Source organism: Mycetocola sp. 2940 (assembly GCF_040548835.1).
In the GTDB taxonomy this organism is placed as follows: Bacteria; Actinomycetota; Actinomycetes; order Actinomycetales; family Microbacteriaceae; genus Mycetocola_A.
The window spans coordinates 415,004-432,644 of record NZ_JBEPSK010000004.1; the positions used below are offsets into that span (position 1 = coordinate 415,004).

The following is a 17,641-nucleotide window of genomic DNA, read 5'->3' on the forward strand; positions in this document are numbered from 1 at the left end:
CCTAGCCGCGCCGGCGGAGCCAGATGCCGCCGAGCGGTGGCAGGGTCAGTTCTGCCGACGCCGGCCGTCCCGCCCATGGCTCGTTTCGCGCCGTGACCGTCCCGTAGTTGCCCACGCCGGACCCGCCGAACTCCGCGGCATCCGTGTTGAGGATCTCTTCCCACTGACCGGTTGCCGGAAGGCCCACCCGGTGCGCTCCGACCGGCACGCCCGAGAAGTTGAAGAGCGCGACGATCTCGTTGCCGTCGTGGTCGCGGCGGAGGAACGAGACGACGCTGTGCGCCGCGTCGCCGCCGTCGATGAGCTCGAATCCGCCCGGGTCGTTGTCGCGCGCCCAGAGGGCCGAGTTCTCGCTGTACAGGTTGTTGAGCTGGCCGACGAGGCTGAATAGCCCCTGGTGGCTGGGCTGGTCGAGGATCCACCAGTCGAGGCCGCGGGACTCCGACCACTCGGAGGGCTGGCCGAACTCCGTACCCATGAACAGCAACTGCTTGCCGGGGTGCGCCCACATGAACGCGAGGAACACGCGCATGTTCGCAAGCTTCTGCCAATGGTCGCCCGGCATCCGCGACAGTAGCGAACCCTTGCCGTGCACGACCTCGTCGTGGCTGATCGGCAGCAGGAAGTTCTCGCTGAACGCGTATACGAAGCTAAAGGTCAGTTCGCCGTGGTGGTACGAGCGGTACATCGGGTCGTGCTTGATGTACTGCAGGGAGTCGTGCATCCAGCCCATGTTCCACTTGATGCCGAACCCGAGTCCGCCCCCGGAGGTCGGCGCGGTGACCCCGGGCCAGCTGGTGGATTCCTCGGCGATCATCACGACGCCGGGGTTGCGCTTGTACGCCGTCGCGTTGGCCTCCTGGAGCAGGCTGATCGCCTCGAGGTTCTCGCGCCCGCCATGCACGTTCGGGTACCACTCGCCCGCTTCACGGGAGTAGTCGAGGTAGAGCATCGAGGCCACGGCGTCGACGCGGAGTCCGTCGACGTGGAACTCCTCGAGCCAGTACAGGGCATTCGCGACGAGGAAGTTTCTGACCTGGCTGTTGCCGAAGTCGAAGATGTAGGTTCCCCAGTCCTTGTGCTCACCGCGACGCGGGTCGGCGTGCTCGTAGAGCGCCTGCCCGTCGAATTTCGCGAGAGCCCATTCGTCGGTCGCGAAGTGACCAGGGACCCAGTCCATGAGCACGCCGATGCCGGCCTGGTGCAGCCGGTCGATGAGGTATTTGAGGTCGTCGGGGTGTCCGAAACGGCTGGTCGGCGCGAAGTAGCCGGTGATCTGGTAACCCCACGATCCGCCGTACGGATGCTCCGCCAGGGGCATGAACTCCACATGCGTGAAATTGAGGGCACGGAGGTATTCGATCAACGGGTCGGCGACGTCACGGTAGCCGAGCCCCGGCCGCCACGAGCCGAGGTGCATTTCGTAGATGCTCATCGGCGCGTTGTGCGGGTTCGTGGCGGCGCGGTGTTCCATCCACGCGGCATCCGCCCACTCGTGGCTGGACTCTCCGACGACGGATGCCGTCAACGGGGGAACCTCGGTGAAGCGGGCCATCGGGTCGGCACGGGTCACCCAGGTGCCGTCAGCGCCGAGAAGCTCGAATTTGTAGAGGGTCCCTGCCGCGAGCCCGGGCACGAACAGTTCCCAGACCCCGGTCGGACCCATGTTGCGGAGGGCGTGGGAGCGGCCGTCCCAGCCGTTGAACTCCCCGAGGACCCGGACGGCCCGAGCGTGCGGCGCCCACACCGTGAAAGCGGTGCCCTGGACGCCGGCGTGCTCGACGAGGTGGGCGCCGAGGGCCTCCCACAGTTGCTCGTGCCTGCCTTCACCGACGAGGTGCAGGTCCAGCTCGCCGATGGTTGGGGAAAACCGGTACGGGTCCTCGGTGCTCCAGACGACGCCGTCGCCGTAGTCGCTCTCGACGGTGTAGTCGGGGAAGCCGGCGGAATGCTCGCCCTCCCAGATGCCGTGGTACAGGTGATGGAGTTCGACCCGTTCGCCGCCGGCCAGCACCGCGGTCACGCTCTCGGCCAGCGGACGCAGCGTGCGCAACACCGTCTTGTCGCCTGACGGGTGCTGCCCGAGCACGGAGTGCGGGTCATAGTACGAGCCGGTCGCGACGGAGCCGAGGATGTGAGTCGACGGCTGCGCCGCCTTCTGCGGCGCGGCGGGTACCGCTGACGCCGGGGGCGTTACGGGGGTCGTCGACGCAGGCGGGGCGGATGCCGGCGGTTTGGGCGTTGACGCCGACGAGGTCGATGCGGGCTGAATGGGATCGGTCACGAGGTGGCCTCCTGGACGTGGAAGATGTGTACCGGTTCGGTGAAGGCGTCGAGGCGAACGAAGTTGTGCTCGCCCCACTGCCAGCTGGCGCCGGTGATGAGGTCGGTGACCTGGTAGGGGGTGCCGGGCCTGATGCCGAACGCGGAACTGTCGATGTGGACCGTGGTCGCCCGCACCGAGTGGGGGTCGACGTTGGCGACGACGAGGATCGTGTCGGCGACACCGGTTCCGGTGAAACCGGCGTCGAGATGTTTGCTGTAGACGAGGATCGAGTCGTCGTCGCTCGAGTGCAGCGTCAGGTTCCGGAGCTGCAGGAGCGCCGGGTGGTCCTTGCGGATCCGGTTGAGCATGCCGAGATAGATCGTCAGCGATGCGCCAGCGGCATCCGCTGCGGCGAAGTCCCGTGGCTTGAACTCGTACTTCTCGTTGTCGATGTTCTCTTCGGCACCCGGGCGGGCGACGTTCTCGAACAGCTCGAAGCCCGAGTACACGCCCCAGACCGGCGCGGCCGTCGCCGCGAGGGCTGCCCGGATGGTGAAGGCCGCCGGTCCGCCGAACTGCAGGTATTCGGTGAGGATGTCAGGCGTGTTGACGAAGAGGTTGGGTCGGAGAAAGTCGGCCGTCTCGGAGCTGATGCTCGTGAAGAACTCCTCGAGCTCCGCCTTGGTGTTGCGCCAGGTGAAGTAGGTGTAACTCTGCTGGAACCCGACCCGGGCGAGCGCCTGCATCATGGCCGGGCGGGTGAACGCCTCGGCGAGGAACACGACGTCGGGGTCTTCGGCGTTGACGGTGGCGATCAGCCACTCCCAGAACTCGACAGGTTTGGTGTGGGGGTTGTCGACCCGGAAGATCTTCACGCCCACGGAGACCCAGTAGCGCACGATCCGGAGGACCTCGGCGCGGATGCCGGCAGGGTCGTTGTCGAAGTTGACCGGGTAGATGTCCTGGTACTTCTTCGGCGGGTTCTCGGCGTAGGCGATCGTGCCGTCAGGAAGCGTCGTGAACCATTCGGGATGTTCAGCCACCCACGGGTGGTCGGGGGAGGCCTGCAGGGCGAGGTCGATGGCGATTTCGATGTCGTTCTTCGCCGCTTCGCCGAGGAAGTAGCGGAAGTCGTCCACCGTTCCGAGCTCGGGGTGGATGGCGTCGTGTCCGCCGTCGGGGGAGCCGATCGCCCACGGGGAGCCCGGGTCGTTGGGGCCGGGGTTGAGCGTGTTGTTCGGACCCTTGCGGAACGCCGTGCCGATCGGGTGGATCGGCGGCAGGTAGACGACGTCGAAGCCCATCGCTGAAACACCCGCAAGGCGGTTCGCGGCGGTGCGGAACGTTCCCGAGGTCCAGGAGCCGTCGTCGTTCTGCTTCGCTCCCTCTGAGCGGGGGAAGAATTCGTACCAGGAGCCGACGCCGGCACGAGCACGTTCCACCCGGACCGTTGCTTCCTCCGACTCGCTCGACAGGCTCGTCATCGGACGATCGCGGGCGATTTCATGCAGCCGCTCGTCGTCGATGACGGCCGTGCGGTGCTCGAGCGGAGCATCCGTCGCCGCCAGTTCCCGAGCTTTCGCGGTCAGATAGTCCCGCTCATCGGCCGGCCGGGTCTTCTCCGTCGCAGCGCGCTGCAGGAGCTCCGCGCCGATGGTGAACATCAGCTCGACGTCGAGGCCCGCCGGGATCTTGATGGCCGCGTTGTGGTGCCAGGTTTCGAAATCGTCACTGTATGCACGCACACGGAATCGCCACGTACCCGGTGCCGTCACCTGGGCGAGCACCTGGTAGTCGTCGAGTCCGACGGTGATCAGCCGCATCGGATGCCGCGTCGACGCTCCGGTGGGATCGGTGAGGAGCAGCTCCACCCCGATCGCGTCGTGACCTTCGCGGAAGGCGGTCGCCCGGAACGGGATCACCTCGCCGACGAACCCGCGAGCGGGCCATCGTCCGCAGGAGACCACCGGTGAGAGGCCCAGGACGGGAATCCTCCCGATGCCGGGTGGTGTTCTCGCGACTTCCTGTGTCGTCGTACTGGATTTGGACTGCGCCGCGGCGGCCCGGGGGGGCCTGGACGTTGCGCTGGTTGCTTTCTTCGCCACAAACCCGACCGTACCGCGAATCCATCCCATTCGTCGGTGCCTTGACCAAACGTTGCAGGACCAATAGGGAATGGAACCACCCAGCGTGGGGCCCCGCTCGCCTAGGCTGAACCCGTGAAGGCGATTAGACGATTTACCGTACGGCCGGCGCTTCCCGAGCGGCTGGCTGCCCTTGAACACCTGGCCGGCAACCTGCGATGGGCCTGGCATGGCCCGACGCAGCAGCTGTTCTCCGAAGTGGCGCCGGATGCCTGGCGCGAGTTCCAGCACGATCCGATCAGTCTCTTCGGCCAGATCAGCCAGGAACGGATCGACCAGCTCGCGTCGGACGACAGCTTCGTGTCACGCGCGAACGCGCTGGGCGACGACCTGTCGCGGTACCTCAGCGAACCCCGGTGGTACCAGGGGCTCGACGGTGACAAACCCGAACTCATCGCCTACTTCTCACCCGAGTTCGGCATCGCCGCCGCGCTCCCGCAGTATTCGGGCGGCCTCGGCATCCTCGCCGGAGACCACCTGAAGAGCGCGTCGGACCTCGGCGTTCCCCTCGTGGCCGTCGGCCTGTTCTACCGTTCCGGATACTTCAGCCAGGCGCTGTCGCCGGACGGCTGGCAGCAGGAAACCTACCCGGTGCTCGACCCGGACGGGCTCCCGCTGCGGGTGCTGCGCCAGCCGGACGGCAGCCCGGTCATCATCACGCTCATGCTCCCGGACGACCAGGTCCTGAGCGCACGGGTCTGGCTGGGCCGGGTGGGACGCGTCACCCTGCTCCTGCTCGACTCCGACATCCCCGAGAACACCGACGAACTGTGCCGCGTCACCGACCGGCTCTACGGAGGCGCTGAGGAAGACCGGCTGCGGCAGGAACTCCTGCTCGGTATCGGTGGCGTCCGCGCGATCAGCGCGTGGGCTGAGCGGTCAGGGGTCCAGCCGCCCCTGGTCTTCCACACCAACGAGGGCCATGCAGGATTCCTCGGTGTGGAACGGATCGGCGGCCTCATCCGTGGAGGGCTGAGTTTTTCTGAGGCGCTCCAGGTCGTTCGGGCCGGTACCGTGTTCACCACCCACACGCCCGTGCCTGCCGGCATCGACCGGTTCGACGCCTCGCTGATCCGCCAGTACTTCGAAACAGACCTGCTGCCGGGTGTTTCGGTGGAAGATGTTCTGGAGCTCGGGCGCGAACCCGGCGCAGGCGCCAACGGAGCCTTCAACATGGCCGTGATGGGACTCCGGCTCGGCCAGCGCGCGAATGGCGTCTCTCAGTTGCACGGCGAGGTCAGCAGGCGCATGTTCAACGACCTGTGGCCGGGCTTCGATCCTGATGACGTGCCGATCGGCTCAGTGACGAATGGCGTGCACCCCGCCACCTGGACGGCGCCTCAGCTCACCGACCTGGCGATCCGCCACCTGGGCACAGCCGAGACGGCCGACGCCGACTGGGCCTCGCCTGCTGTGTCGGACGCCGACCTGTGGACGGTTCGGAACCAGATGCGGCAGGAGATGGTCTGGGACGCCCGCAAGCGCCTGCAGCGAGCGTGGCTCGCCCAGAACCCGGGAGGGGTCGCGCCGGACTGGATCAGCACTCTCCTCGACCCGCGCGTGCTGACGATCGGCTTCGCCCGGCGGGTTCCCACGTACAAGCGTCTCACCCTCATGCTGCACGATGAAGCGCGACTGCGCAGCATCCTGTTGCACCCTGAACGCCCCGTGCAGATCGTCATCGCCGGCAAATCGCACCCAGCGGACATCGAGGGCAAACGGCTGATCCAGAAGATCGCGGAGTTCGCCAAGGACCCCGCAGTCCGTGAGCGAATCGTATTCCTGCCCAACTACGACATCTCGATGGCGCAGAAGCTCTACCCGGGCACGGATGTCTGGCTCAACAACCCGCTCCGGCCCCTCGAGGCGTGCGGCACGTCAGGAATGAAGGCCGCCCTCAACGGCGTACTCAACCTCTCCATCCTCGACGGCTGGTGGAACGAGTTCTTCGACGGCGACAACGGCTGGGCGATCCCGTCCGCGGTCACCGAGAACGCCGATGAGCGCGACCGGCTCGAAGCGGAGTCGATGTACGATCTCATCGAGCACCAGATCGCGCCGCGATTCTATGAGCGCAATTCCGATGGTCTTCCTGCCGACTGGCTGCGCCGCATCCGTCACACCCTCTCGACCCTCTCTCCGCGACTGAGTGCCGACCGCATGGTGCGCGAGTACGTCGAAACCCTGTACCGGCCGGCATTCGACAGCACGTCGGTCCTTCGCCACGACGGATTCCGCCAGGCGCGACGTCTGGCGGAATGGAAGTCGCGGGTGAGGTCTGCCTGGCCCGACGTCGCGATCCCCCATGTGGAGTCCGGTGGACTCGACTTCGCCCCGCAGGTCGGCGACGAACTGCACCTGCGCGCGACGGTGCGGCTCGGGGCCCTCACGCCGGACGACGTCTCCGTCCAGGTGATGCATGGCCGCAGCACGGCGAACGGCGACGACCTGCGCGACGTCCAAACCGCGGAGCTCGAGGCAGCCACCGGAACGGGGCCGTCCGAGTCAGGGGAGTGGGTGTTCGCCGGAACGGTGAGCCTCCGTCGCCCGGGCGGGTTCGGCTACAGCGTGCGGGTCGTGCCCAAGAATGCGCTCCTTGTGAACCCTGCCGAGCTGGGGCTGATCGCGGTCGCCTGAGCGCCCGTGTGCGCCGTCACCGGGTCGCTCATCAGGCAGCGCGCCGGGACCGGGCTGCCTGCTTGGGGACGCGGTGGGTGAGGGTCTGCACGTCGAATCGCTTCAGCAACCAGGCGGCGAGGACCCACGGCAGGACTCCGTAGGCGACCTGTGCCATGAAGTTCCCGGAAGAGAGCACGACGTAGGACTGCCAGGCGTTGGCATACCCGTGGAGGATGACGATCCAGAAGAGGCTCGTGGTGTTGTTGTAGAACCAGGTCAGCACGATCGTGTACCCGATGATGCCGATCGTCAGCCCGACCAGAGACAGCGCCGCCTGCGGGACGCCCGCCGCACCGGTCATCAACGGCAGCAGGACCACCGAGGGAAGGTGCCACAGGCCCCAGGCCAGGCCGAGGATCCAGCTCGCACGCTCCGCCGTCCGGGACTGTTGCAGATGCGGCAGCGCGAAACCGCGCCAGCCGAGCTCCTCGGCCAGGCCGGTGCAGACGATCAGGAACAGCAGGAACGGGATGGCCAGTGCCACCGGGACGAGGAAGGCGTAGTCGAGAGGGGTCATCCCGCCGAGCAGGTAGCCGATGGCGACGGCTGCCAGGCAGAGGGCGATCGGGAACACCAGCACGAAGACGATCCATGTGCCCGGGATCCGGACCTTGGCGAGCCGGGCGAACAGGTCACGGAGGCCGGCGCGCCCCGACGCCAGGGCGATGACGATGATGCCCGCGAGCGAGGGCCCGAACGAGAAACACAACAGAAGCACGGCGAGGGTTGTCCCCGGGTCGAGCGTGCCCGTGCTCAGTTCGCCGAGGAGGAGGAAGTTCGTCTCGTTCGTGGGAGCGATGCCCCGCGGTACGAGGTAGAGATAGGCCGGGATCTGTACGGACCACGTGATCCCGTAGGCGAGTACGAGGAAGAGCGGCCAGGCCCAGCGGCCGCCGATCGAACCGTTCATGGCGCCCATTGTGCACCGCGCCGGTGCCACAGGGAACCCCCGGCTCCGGGTCAGTGTGCGGTGCTGCGTGCCACCGTCGCGAGGGTGGCGCCGGTGACCGCGACGAGATCCTCCGGGGCTAGTTCGATGTCGAATCCGCGGCGCCCGCCCGAGACGAAGATCGTGTCGAAGTCGGCAGCCGACGCGTCCAGGACGGTTCGGAGTCTGGCCCGCTGGCCGATCGGGCTGATTCCCCCGACGACGTAGCCGGTCTTCCGTTCGGCGAGTGCCGGGTCGGCCATGACGGCACGTTTCGCGCCGACCGCTGCGGCGAGGGCCTTGAGATCCAGCTGCCCGGTCACGGGGACCACGGCGACCACGAGGGTTCCGTCTGCGTCGGCGAGCAGCGTCTTGAAGACCCGGTCCCCGTCGACGCCGAGTGCTTCCGCCGCTTCACGGCCGTACCCCGTCGACCCGGGCTTGTGCTCGTACGCGCGGGCAGTGAACGGGACTCCGAGGCTTGTCAGCGCGGCTGTCGCCGGGGTTCCGGCCGAGGTTTTCTTCGCCATCGTCAGCTCGGAGAGAAAGCCCGGAACAGCAGCATCGACGTCGGCGACACCTCGATGGTCTCGCCGGGCGTGAACGGGATGACCTCGGTCTGCGGCGTCTCGTCCTCACTGCGCCACAGCAGGTCGTAGCGCACCACGCCGTCATGGTGGGGAAGTGTCACGGTCGTTCCCGATTCGACGCCGTGCACGACGAGCAGGATCCGATTGAAGTCCTCCTGCTCGGGAGTGCTGGCCGCCACATACTGCAGCGTCCTGTTGCGGGCGCTGGCCCAGTCGTCATCGCTCATCGTCCGGCCGGACTGGTCGTACCAGTCCATCTGGCTGGAACTGAGCACCGACTCTCCTGGGCGGCCGAACCGCACGGGACGCAGCGCCGGGTTCTCCCGCCGCAGATCGATGAGTCGCTTCGCGTGAGCATGCAGGTTGTGCTGCCACTTGTCGACGGCGAAGCTGAGCCAGGTCAGCTCGGAGTCGTGGCAGTACGCGTTGTTGTTGCCGCGTTGCGTGCGCCCGTACTCGTCTCCGGCCGTGATCATCGGCACGCCCGCCGACATGAGCAGGGTTCCCAACAGGTTGCGCATCGCTTTGCGCCTGGTCGCGAGAATCGTGTCGTCGGTGGTGGGACCTTCAGCGCCGTGGTTGAACGAACGGTTGTTGTCGGTCCCGTCCCGGTTCGACTCGCCGTTGCCGACGTTGTGCTTGACGTCGTACGAGACGAGGTCGGCGAGGGTGAACCCGTCGTGCGCAGTGATGAGGTTGACGGATGCCAGCGGGCCGCGTTCGTTGGAGAAGGTGTTCGCTGACCCGGCCAGTCTCGTCGCGAACCCGCCGATTCCCACGGGAGCAGTACTCGCTCGCCGCGCATAGTCGACGTCAGAGAGCCAGAAGTTCCTGGCCCGGTCGCGGTACCGGTCGTTCCAGTCGAGCCAGCCGGTGGGGAAGTTGCCGGTCTGCCATCCGCCCATCCCGACATCCCACGGTTCCGAGATCATCTTCACCCCGGCGAGCGCCGGGTCGGCGAGAATGTCCGTGAGCAGCGGGTGTTCCGGAGTGTATTCGTGCGTCTCGTCGCGGCCGAGCGTGACGGCGAGGTCGAACCGGAACCCGTCGACCTGCACCTCGTTCGCCCAGTACCGCAGCGAGTCCATCACCAGTCGGTGCGCCGCCGGGTGCGAGGTGTTGAGACTGTTTCCGCATCCGGTGACGTCGATGTACTCGCCGGTGTCGGTCTGGCGGTAGTAGGCGGCATTGTCGAGTCCGCGCAGGCTGGTGGTCGGACCGCCCCTGCCTTCTTCGGCGGTGTGGTTGTAGACGACGTCGAGGATCACCTCGATCCCCGCTTCGTGCAGCAGGCGAACCATGCCCTTGAACTCCTGGAGGATCGCGCCGGGGCCCGCGGACTGGGCGGCCTTGGACGCATACGGAGCGTGTGGGGTGAAGAAGTTGAGGGTGTTGTAGCCCCAATAGTTGGTCAGCCCCTGCCGGATGAGGCGCTGCTCGGAAACGAAAGCGTGCACGGGAAGCAGTTCGACAGCGGTGACGCCGAGATCGGCGAGGTAGCCGATGGACGCCTCGTGCGCGAGTCCGGCGTAGCTGCCGCGGAGAGTCTCGGGCACGTGCTGGTTGAGCTTCGACATCCCCTTGGCGTGAGCCTCGTAGATGACGGTGCGGTCGAGGGGAACAGCAGGTTTCGGAACGTCCCCCCAGTCGAACGTCGAGTCGACGACCGCTGAGCGGTATTGGCCGGCGGCGACGCGGACGATTCCGCGCGCATACGGGTCGATCAGCAGATGACCGGGGTTGAACGCCGAGGTGGGGGAGGACGGCCCGGACGCCCTGACCGAGTACCGGGTTCCGACCTTGAGGGTCCGGGAACGGCCCACCCACACGGAACCCGTCGTTTTGTGCATCGGAACGGTCTTGGTCACCCAGTTGGGGTCGGTGTCGTCGAAGATCACGAGGTCCATCGAGTCGGCTGACGCCGACCAGACCCGAAGTTCGCCACCGTGTGAGGTGATCCGGACGCCGAGATCGTGCAGGGGATCGGCTGGGGTCATGCGTTCTAGAGTAGTTTGTGCGCACAGCGTGCGCTTACCTGACGGAAGGGGACTGGCATGGTCGTCTATCTCGATCACGCGGCGACGACCCCGATGCTGCCGAACGCCATCCGCGCGTACGCCGACGCACTCGGGGTGGTGGGGAACCCCGCCTCCATCCATTCCCAGGGCCAGGCGGCCAAGCGGATGCTGGAGGAGGCGCGCGAACAGATCGCCGCCACCCTCGGTTGCGATCCGATCGAAGTCGTCCTCACCTCCGGCGGGACCGAGGCCATCAACCTGGCGCTCAAGGGAATCTGGTGGTCCCGCAACCGGAACGCCGCCCGCCCGGTGATCCTCGCCCCCGGAGGCGAGCACCATGCCACCATCGACACGCTGGAGTGGCTGCAACAGCACGAGGGCGCCGAGATCGGCTGGCTGCCCCTCGACGACGACGGGCTCGTCCATTCGGACGCGGTGCAGGCGGCATTCGACCGTTACGGGGATCGCGTCGCTCTCGTCACCCTGCTGTGGGCGAACAACGAGGTCGGAACGATCGAGCCGGTGACCGAGATCGCTGCGCTCGCCGCAGCCCACGGGGTGCCCGTCCACGTCGACGCCGTCGCCGCCTACGGCCACCTGGAGACGGATTTCAGCGCCGTCCGAGACGCCTCCGGCAGTGTCGGCGGGGCCGGGCTCGTCGCGATGAGCGTCTCAGCGCACAAGATCGGTGGCCCTGTCGGGGTCGGCGCGCTCGTCCTGTCACGGTCTGCAAGCATCGAGCCGCTGCTGCACGGTGGCGGGCAGCAGCGCCAGGTGCGCTCGGGAACCCAGGACGTCGCCGGTGCGGTCTCCTTCGCGGTCGCCGCCACGCACGCTGCGCTGCACCGGGACGACGAAGCCGCCCGGCTCGCCGCCCTCCGGGACCGGTTGATCGACGGCATCCTCACCGCCGTTCCTGCGGCGCGGCTCAACGGCCCGTCCGGCCCCGGCCGGCTGCCCGGGAACGTGCACTTTGCCTTCGCCGGCTGCGAGGGCGATTCCCTGCTCTTCCTGCTCGACATGGCCGGGGTGTCCGTCTCCACCGGCTCGGCGTGCCAGGCCGGCATCCCGGAACCCTCCCACGTGCTTCGCGCGATGGGCAGGAGCGAGCTGGAGGCACGCGGCGCCCTCCGGGTGACGCTCGGCCACACGACGACGGGAGACGACGTCAACGCGCTGCTCGCCGCGCTCCCAGGCGCCTACGCCCAGGCATCGCGGGCCGGGCTCGCCGATCGGGCGACCACGCTCGGATCCTGACCCGCAGACGGCGTCCAGCAAGCGGCGCGTACACTGCTCGGGTGAAGGTTTTAGCAGCAATGTCAGGCGGAGTCGACTCCGCAGTCGCCGCCGCACGCGCGGTCGAAGCAGGACACGACGTCGTCGGAGTCCACCTCGCCCTCAGCCGCATGCCCGGCACCCTGCGCACCGGCAGCCGCGGCTGCTGCACCATCGAGGACTCGATGGACGCCCAGCGCGCCGCCAACATCATCGGGATCCCGTACTACGTCTGGGATTTCTCCGAGCGGTTCAAGCTCGACGTGGTCGACGACTTCATCGCCGAATACGCGGCAGGGCGCACCCCGAACCCGTGCATGCGCTGCAACGAGAAGATCAAGTTCGCCGCCCTGCTCGAGAAGGCGATCGACCTCGGCTTCGACGCGGTCTGCACCGGGCACTACGCGACGATCGTGACGGATGCCGCGGGGAACCGCGAACTGCACCGCGCGAGCGCGTGGGCGAAAGACCAGAGTTACGTGCTCGGCGTGCTCACCGCTGAGCAGATCGCCCATTCGATGTTCCCCCTCGGGGCCACCCCGTCGAAGGCGGAGGTCCGTGCTGAAGCCGCGTCGCGCGGATTCAGTGTCGCCAACAAGCCGGACAGCCACGACATCTGTTTCATCCCCGACGGAGACACCCGCGGATGGCTCGCCGAGCGGGTTGGCGCCGAAAAGGGGCAGATCCTCGACCGGGACGGCTCCGTCGTCGGCTCCCATGAAGGCGCCGCCGCGTTCACCGTCGGACAGCGCCGCGGGCTCAACCTCGGTGTTCCCGACCCGGACGGCCGCCCCCGGTTCGTTCTCGAAGTGCGCCCGAAGACCAACGAAGTCGTCGTCGGTCCCAAGGAGGCCCTCGCAATCGGCGAGATCGCGGGCTCCCGGTTCACCTGGGCGGGTGTCGCGCCTGAGCACCCCGAGACTCGCTTCGATTGCGACGTGCAGATCCGCGCCCACGCCGACCCCGTCCCTGCGATCGCCGTCGTCCAGCCCCACGCCGAGACCGGCGAACCGGAACTGATGATCCGCCCGGAGAACCCGCTCGACGGCGTCGCCCCCGGCCAGACAGCCGTCGTGTACGTCGGCACGCGGGTGCTCGGCCAGTGCACGATCGACCGTACGGTCAGCGCCGTTCCCTCGATCGCGCCAACGGCCGTCTCCGCCTGACCCCGCTGTTTCCGGAGGCTGAGGAAAGCCGGAGCGCGCCGCGCTACCCCCTCACCGGTGTCGGTGGGTTTCCCTAGACTGGGCGCGTGACAGAGAGCACCGAACGCGAAAGCGCAGCCCAGCAGACGACGCCGAAAGACCTCGAGAAAGCCGCGGCCGAAGCCGCGACGCTCACGTCGCGCATCCTCGAACTGCGCGACGCGTACTACGAGCAGAACGCCTCACTCGTCTCAGACGCCGAATACGACGCCCTGATGCGCCGGCTCGAACTGATCGAACACTTCTTCCCGGAACTCCAGGGGCAGGACAGCCCCACCCAGACCGTCGGTGGCCGGGCGCAGGCGTCGTTGTTCGACCCGGTGACCCACGCCGAACGGATGCTCAGCCTCGACAATGTCTTCTCCGCCGATGAACTGCGCGGCTGGTGCGAACGGGTCGAGCGGGCATCCGCGCGGACGGTGCACTACCTCACCGAACTCAAAATCGACGGGCTCGCCGTCAGCCTGCGTTATGAGAATGGCAGGCTCGTCAGTGCCGCCACCCGCGGTGACGGTGTCGTCGGCGAAGACGTCACCGAGAACATCGCCGCCATCCGCTCCATCCCGACCCGCCTGGCCGGGTCGGGACACCCGCCACGGGTCGAGGTGCGTGGTGAGATCTTCTTCCCCGTCGAGTCGTTCCGGGAACTCAACGAACTGCAGCTGGCAGCAGGCGAGAAGGTGTTCGCGAACCCGCGCAACGCGGCCAGCGGCAGCCTCCGCCAGAAGGCCGAGGGCAAGAACGCCGCCCAGCGCAAGCTCATGGACAACCGCCTCGGCCGGCTGCAGATGCTCGTGCACGGCGTCGGCGCCTGGCCGAACCCGCCGGTCTCCGCGCAGTCCGAGGTCTATGCGCTGTTGACGGACTGGGGGCTCCCCACCTCGACGCACTTCCGGGTGTTCGACTCCATCGACGGCGTCATCGGATTCATCGAGTACTACGGCGAGCACCGGGGCAGTGTCGAGCACGAGATCGACGGCATCGTCGTCAAGGTCGACGAACTCGCCCTCCACGACGAGCTCGGCGCGACCAGCCGTGCACCCCGCTGGGCGACCGCATTCAAGTACCCGCCCGAGCAGGTGAACACGAAGCTCCTCGACATCGTGGTGAGCGTCGGGCGCACCGGTCGCGCCACCCCGTTCGCCCAGGTGGAGCCCGTCCGCGTCGCGGGGTCGACGGTGAGCCAGGCGACCCTCCACAACCAGGATGTTGTCAAAGCCAAAGGCGTGCTCATCGGCGACACCGTCGTCCTCCGTAAAGCGGGCGACGTGATCCCCGAGATTCTCGGGCCGGTCGTCGAACTCCGTGACGGCAGTGAACGGGCGTTCGTCATGCCCGAGAACTGCCCGTCCTGCGGCACGCCGCTTCGCCCGGCGAAAGAGGGCGACAAGGACCTCCGCTGCCCGAACTCCCGCTCCTGCCCGGCCCAGGTTCGCGGCCGGGTCGAGCACATCGGCTCCCGGGGCGCGCTCGACGTCGAGGGACTCGGTGAGGTTTCCGCCGCAGCGCTCACCCAGCCTTTCGAACCCGCACGGGCACCGCTCGCCGATGCGAACGGCGACGTCTCAGAAGCCGGCCTGTTCGATCTCACGATCGAAGACCTCTTCCCGGTCACGGTGACAGTCTTCGATTTCGAGACCGGTCTGGCCAAAGTCGGACTCGACGGCGAGACGAAACGGGTTACACCGTTCCGGCGCAAGCGAAACCCCCGCACGGATGGGCCGTACGATCCTGATGCCGCGGAGTTCTCCGGCGACGAGGGCTCCGTGCCATCGAAGGGCGCGATCGAGCTGCTGCAGAACCTGCAGTCGGCAAAGACGAAGCCGCTGTGGCGCATCCTCGTCTCCCTCAACATCCGTCATGTCGGGCCGGTTGCCGCACGCGCCCTCGCCGACTATTTCGGGTCGCTGGATGCGATCCGGGCCGCGAGCCGCGAACAGCTGGCCGAGACCGACGGGGTCGGGGGGATCATCGCCGACGCCGTTCTCGACTGGTTCGACGTGGACTGGCACCGGCAGATCATCGATCGGTGGACCGCCGCTGGCGTCCAGTTCACGACCCCCGGGCATCCGGGGCCTGGAGCCGCGGCTGAGGCGGGGGGAGTCCTCGCCGGCATCACCGTTGTGGCGACGGGTTCGCTCGAAGGCTTCTCGCGCGAGGGCGCGCAGGAGGCGATCATCGCCGCAGGAGGAAAGGCCGCCTCGAGCGTGTCGAAGAAGACCGACTTCGTCGCCGCGGGCCCTGGCGCCGGATCGAAGCTCGGCAAGGCCGAGGAGCTCGGCCTGCGCATCATCGACGCAGCCCAGTTCGCCGTGCTCGTGACGCAGGGTCCGGCTGCGCTCGACGGCGACTGAACCCCGCGAACTGCCCGGTTTGAGGGGTCGCGGTCGCTCTGCACCCCCTCAAGTCCAGCAACCTCGCGTGGGTATGAAGGCCGTGCTGGTGACGTTCGGGAGGATGAATTCGGTGAACGTCGGTGTGGCGGGCGGCTTGTCGCGGCGTGTCCGGAGAATCTCCGCGCGAGGCGACCGGAGCCGTCAGCGCAAAATGTCTGCCTGCCGGCGGGTCGCCTTCCCGCGAACTGCCGGGTTTGAGGGGTCGCGGTCGCTCTGCACCCCCTCAAGTCCAGCAACTCGCGTGGGATGAACGCCGTGCTGGTGACGTTCGGGAGGATGAGTTCGGTGAACGTCGGTGTGGCGGTCGGCTTGTCGCGGCGTGTCCGGAGAATCTCCGCGCGAGGTGACCGGAGCCGTCAGCGCAAGATGTCGGCCTGACGGCCGGTCTCCTTCTGCAGCAGGGCGTCCCGCACCTGCTTGCGAAGCACCTTGCCGATGAGCGAGGTGGGGAGTTCGTCGATGGCGACGATGCGGCGCGGCACTTTGTACGGGGTCAGGTTGTCGCGGGCGAACTGGCGGATGGACTCCCGATCCAGTTTCTCCCCGGGCTTGAGAACGACGGCGGCTGTGACGTCCTCACCGGAATGAGCACTCGGCATCCCGACGACGGCCACGTCCCGGATGGCGGGGTGCAGCCGCAAGGCGTTCTCGACCTCGGTCGGCGCGACGTTGAAGCCGCCCGTGATGATGAGTTCCTTCAGCCTGTCGACGACGGTGACGAAACCGTCGTCATCCATCGTCACGAGGTCGCCGGTGCGAAACCAGCCGTCGACGAAGACCGCGCTGGTCTCCTCCGGCTTGCGGTAGTACCCCGAGAACACCTGCGGGCCGCGGACGAGGAGTTCGCCCGGTCGGCCCGGCTCGACGTCGACCGTCGGGTCCTCCGGTTCGACGATGCGGATCTCGGTGCCGGGCAGCGGGAGGCCGACCGTGCCGGCTCTGCGCCGATCGGAGACCGGGTTGGCCATGAGCACGGGGGAGCACTCGCTGAGCCCGTACCCCTCGATGAGGTAACCCCCGGTCGCCTCTTCGAACGGAACGACGAGGTCATGCGGCAGCGCCATCGCACCGGTGATCCCGATCTCCAGGCCGCGCAGCGACACACCTTTCTCCTTCGCCCGCACCAGCAACTTCTCCGCGATCGGCGGAACCGCGGGAAGGAAAGTGGGCGGATGTTTCGCGGCAGCCTTGAGGACGAGGTCGGCGTCGAACTTCGGGAACAGCACGAGGCGCGCGCCGAGGCTCATCGCGAAGGTCAGGCACAAGGTGAGCCCGTACGCGTGGAACATCGGCAGGACGGCGTAGATCGTGCAACCCGCGTGGGTGATGGTGGGGGTCCACGACCGGGCCTGCGCGGCGTTCGCCAGCAGGTTCGCGTGGGTCAGTACGGCCCCCTTCGGCATGCCGGTCGTTCCCGACGTGTACTGAAGAATCGCGACATCCGCCGACTCCGGACGGGGATGCCCGGGCTCGATCGTGCGCGACGCGCTCAGCGTGGCCCAGGAAATGGTGTTCTTCGTCTTCGCGGTGAGGGCGGTGCGCGACTCGCGGGCCTTCTCGACCGGAAGCCGAAGGGCCAGGCGCATGCCGAGCGGCATCGACCGGGTGATGTCGACCGAGACCAGCGAGGTCACGGCGATGTCCTCGGGGAAGTCCTGAACCGTGGCGACGACCTTGTCCCAGACGATCGCGACCTTCGCGCCGTGGTCCTCGAACTGGTGCCGCAGTTCCCTCGGTGTGTAGAGCGGGTTGTGCTCGACGACGATCGCGCCAAGGCGGAGGATCGCGTAGAAGGCGACGATGTGCTCGGGGCAGTTCGGCAGGACCACCGCGACGCGGTCGCCCTTCCGCACGCCGAGTGCCCTCAGACCCTCGGCGACGCGGGCGATCGCGTGCTGCAGCTGACGGTAGGTCGTCTTCGCCCCGAAGAATTCGAGTGCCACCTGGGAAGGATGCGCGACGGCGGATGCGTCGACCAGGTCGCCGAGGCATCCGGTCTGCTCGGGGATGTCGTGGGGAACACCCGGGGCGTAGTTGGCCAGCCAGGGACGCGTGGTGGTATCGGTCACTCGTCCAACCCTACCGGCGGGCGAGTCGGCTGTTACGAGCGCCCAATAGAATGGAACCACACCCCAGTACT

The 17,641-nt window shown here is 67.6% G+C and carries 10 protein-coding genes; 4 read left to right on the forward strand and 6 right to left on the reverse strand.

Annotation, left to right across the window (positions count from 1 at the left end; all coding sequences use genetic code 11):
• Nucleotide 1: 1 nt before the first annotated feature.
• Nucleotides 2-2,134, reverse strand: a complete 2,133-nt coding sequence (gene glgB / locus ABIE24_RS08930) for a 1,4-alpha-glucan branching protein GlgB (RefSeq protein WP_354498881.1) — start codon at nt 2,132-2,134, stop codon at nt 2-4.
• 146 nt (nt 2,135-2,280) lie between these two features.
• Nucleotides 2,281-4,401 (reverse strand): alpha-1,4-glucan--maltose-1-phosphate maltosyltransferase, encoded by a 2,121-nt coding sequence (locus ABIE24_RS08935; protein WP_502916258.1) that lies wholly within the window; start codon nt 4,399-4,401, stop codon nt 2,281-2,283.
• Between the two features lie 84 nt (nt 4,402-4,485).
• Here ABIE24_RS08935 and glgP point away from each other — a divergent pair, with 84 nt between their 5' ends.
• The gene (gene glgP, locus ABIE24_RS08940; protein ID WP_354498825.1) at nt 4,486-7,047 is read left to right on the forward strand and encodes an alpha-glucan family phosphorylase; all 2,562 of its coding nucleotides are present in this window, start codon (nt 4,486-4,488) and stop codon (nt 7,045-7,047) included.
• A 31-nt stretch (nt 7,048-7,078) separates the two neighbouring features.
• On the opposite strand, the gene ABIE24_RS08945 is transcribed toward glgP, so the two are convergent.
• From ABIE24_RS08945 to glgX, 3 genes are read right to left on the reverse strand one after another with little or no spacing between them, the layout of a single operon-like run.
• Complete coding sequence (locus ABIE24_RS08945; protein ID WP_354498827.1) at nt 7,079-7,999, reverse strand: CPBP family glutamic-type intramembrane protease; 921 nt, start codon at nt 7,997-7,999, stop codon at nt 7,079-7,081.
• A 50-nt stretch (nt 8,000-8,049) separates the two neighbouring features.
• Complete coding sequence (gene ybaK / locus ABIE24_RS08950; RefSeq protein ID WP_354498829.1) at nt 8,050-8,547, reverse strand: Cys-tRNA(Pro) deacylase; 498 nt, start codon at nt 8,545-8,547, stop codon at nt 8,050-8,052.
• A gap of 2 nt (nt 8,548-8,549) precedes the next feature.
• Nucleotides 8,550-10,604: a glycogen debranching protein GlgX gene (gene glgX / locus ABIE24_RS08955; protein ID WP_354498831.1), complete on the reverse strand. Its 2,055-nt coding sequence runs from the start codon at nt 10,602-10,604 to the stop codon at nt 8,550-8,552.
• Nucleotides 10,605-10,661: 57 nt separating this feature from the next.
• On the opposite strand from glgX, the gene ABIE24_RS08960 reads away from it, so the two are divergent.
• The 3 genes from ABIE24_RS08960 to ligA all read left to right on the forward strand — a co-directional run bounded on the left by ABIE24_RS08960 (nt 10,662) and on the right by ligA (nt 15,459).
• Nucleotides 10,662-11,882, forward strand: a complete 1,221-nt coding sequence (locus ABIE24_RS08960) for a cysteine desulfurase family protein (protein WP_354498833.1) — start codon at nt 10,662-10,664, stop codon at nt 11,880-11,882.
• A gap of 41 nt (nt 11,883-11,923) precedes the next feature.
• Nucleotides 11,924-13,066 carry a tRNA 2-thiouridine(34) synthase MnmA gene (gene mnmA / locus ABIE24_RS08965; protein ID WP_354498835.1) on the forward strand — a complete coding sequence of 381 codons (1,143 nt, stop codon included), beginning with the start codon at nt 11,924-11,926 and terminating at the stop codon, nt 13,064-13,066.
• An 86-nt stretch (nt 13,067-13,152) separates the two neighbouring features.
• A complete protein-coding gene (gene ligA, locus ABIE24_RS08970) occupies nt 13,153-15,459 on the forward strand; it encodes an NAD-dependent DNA ligase LigA (RefSeq protein WP_354498837.1) in 2,307 nt (768 codons plus the stop codon).
• Nucleotides 15,460-15,857: 398 nt separating this feature from the next.
• Here ligA and ABIE24_RS08975 read toward each other — a convergent pair whose 3' ends face one another.
• On the reverse strand, nt 15,858-17,570 hold the full coding sequence (locus tag ABIE24_RS08975; RefSeq protein WP_354498839.1) for a long-chain-fatty-acid--CoA ligase: 1,713 nt from the start codon (nt 17,568-17,570) through the stop codon (nt 15,858-15,860).
• Nucleotides 17,571-17,641 lie beyond the last annotated feature (71 nt).

Coding starts and splice junctions, on each gene's coding strand:
- ABIE24_RS08935 (WP_502916258.1), bottom strand. CDS start 4,401: ATGGGATGGATTCGCGGTACGGTCGGGTTTGTGGCGAAGAAAGCAACC.
- ABIE24_RS08945 (WP_354498827.1), bottom strand. CDS start 7,999: ATGAACGGTTCGATCGGCGGCCGCTGGGCCTGGCCGCTCTTCCTCGTA.
- ybaK (WP_354498829.1), bottom strand. CDS start 8,547: ATGGCGAAGAAAACCTCGGCCGGAACCCCGGCGACAGCCGCGCTGACA.
- glgX (WP_354498831.1), bottom strand. CDS start 10,604: ATGACCCCAGCCGATCCCCTGCACGATCTCGGCGTCCGGATCACCTCA.
- ABIE24_RS08960 (WP_354498833.1), top strand. CDS start 10,662: ATGGTCGTCTATCTCGATCACGCGGCGACGACCCCGATGCTGCCGAAC.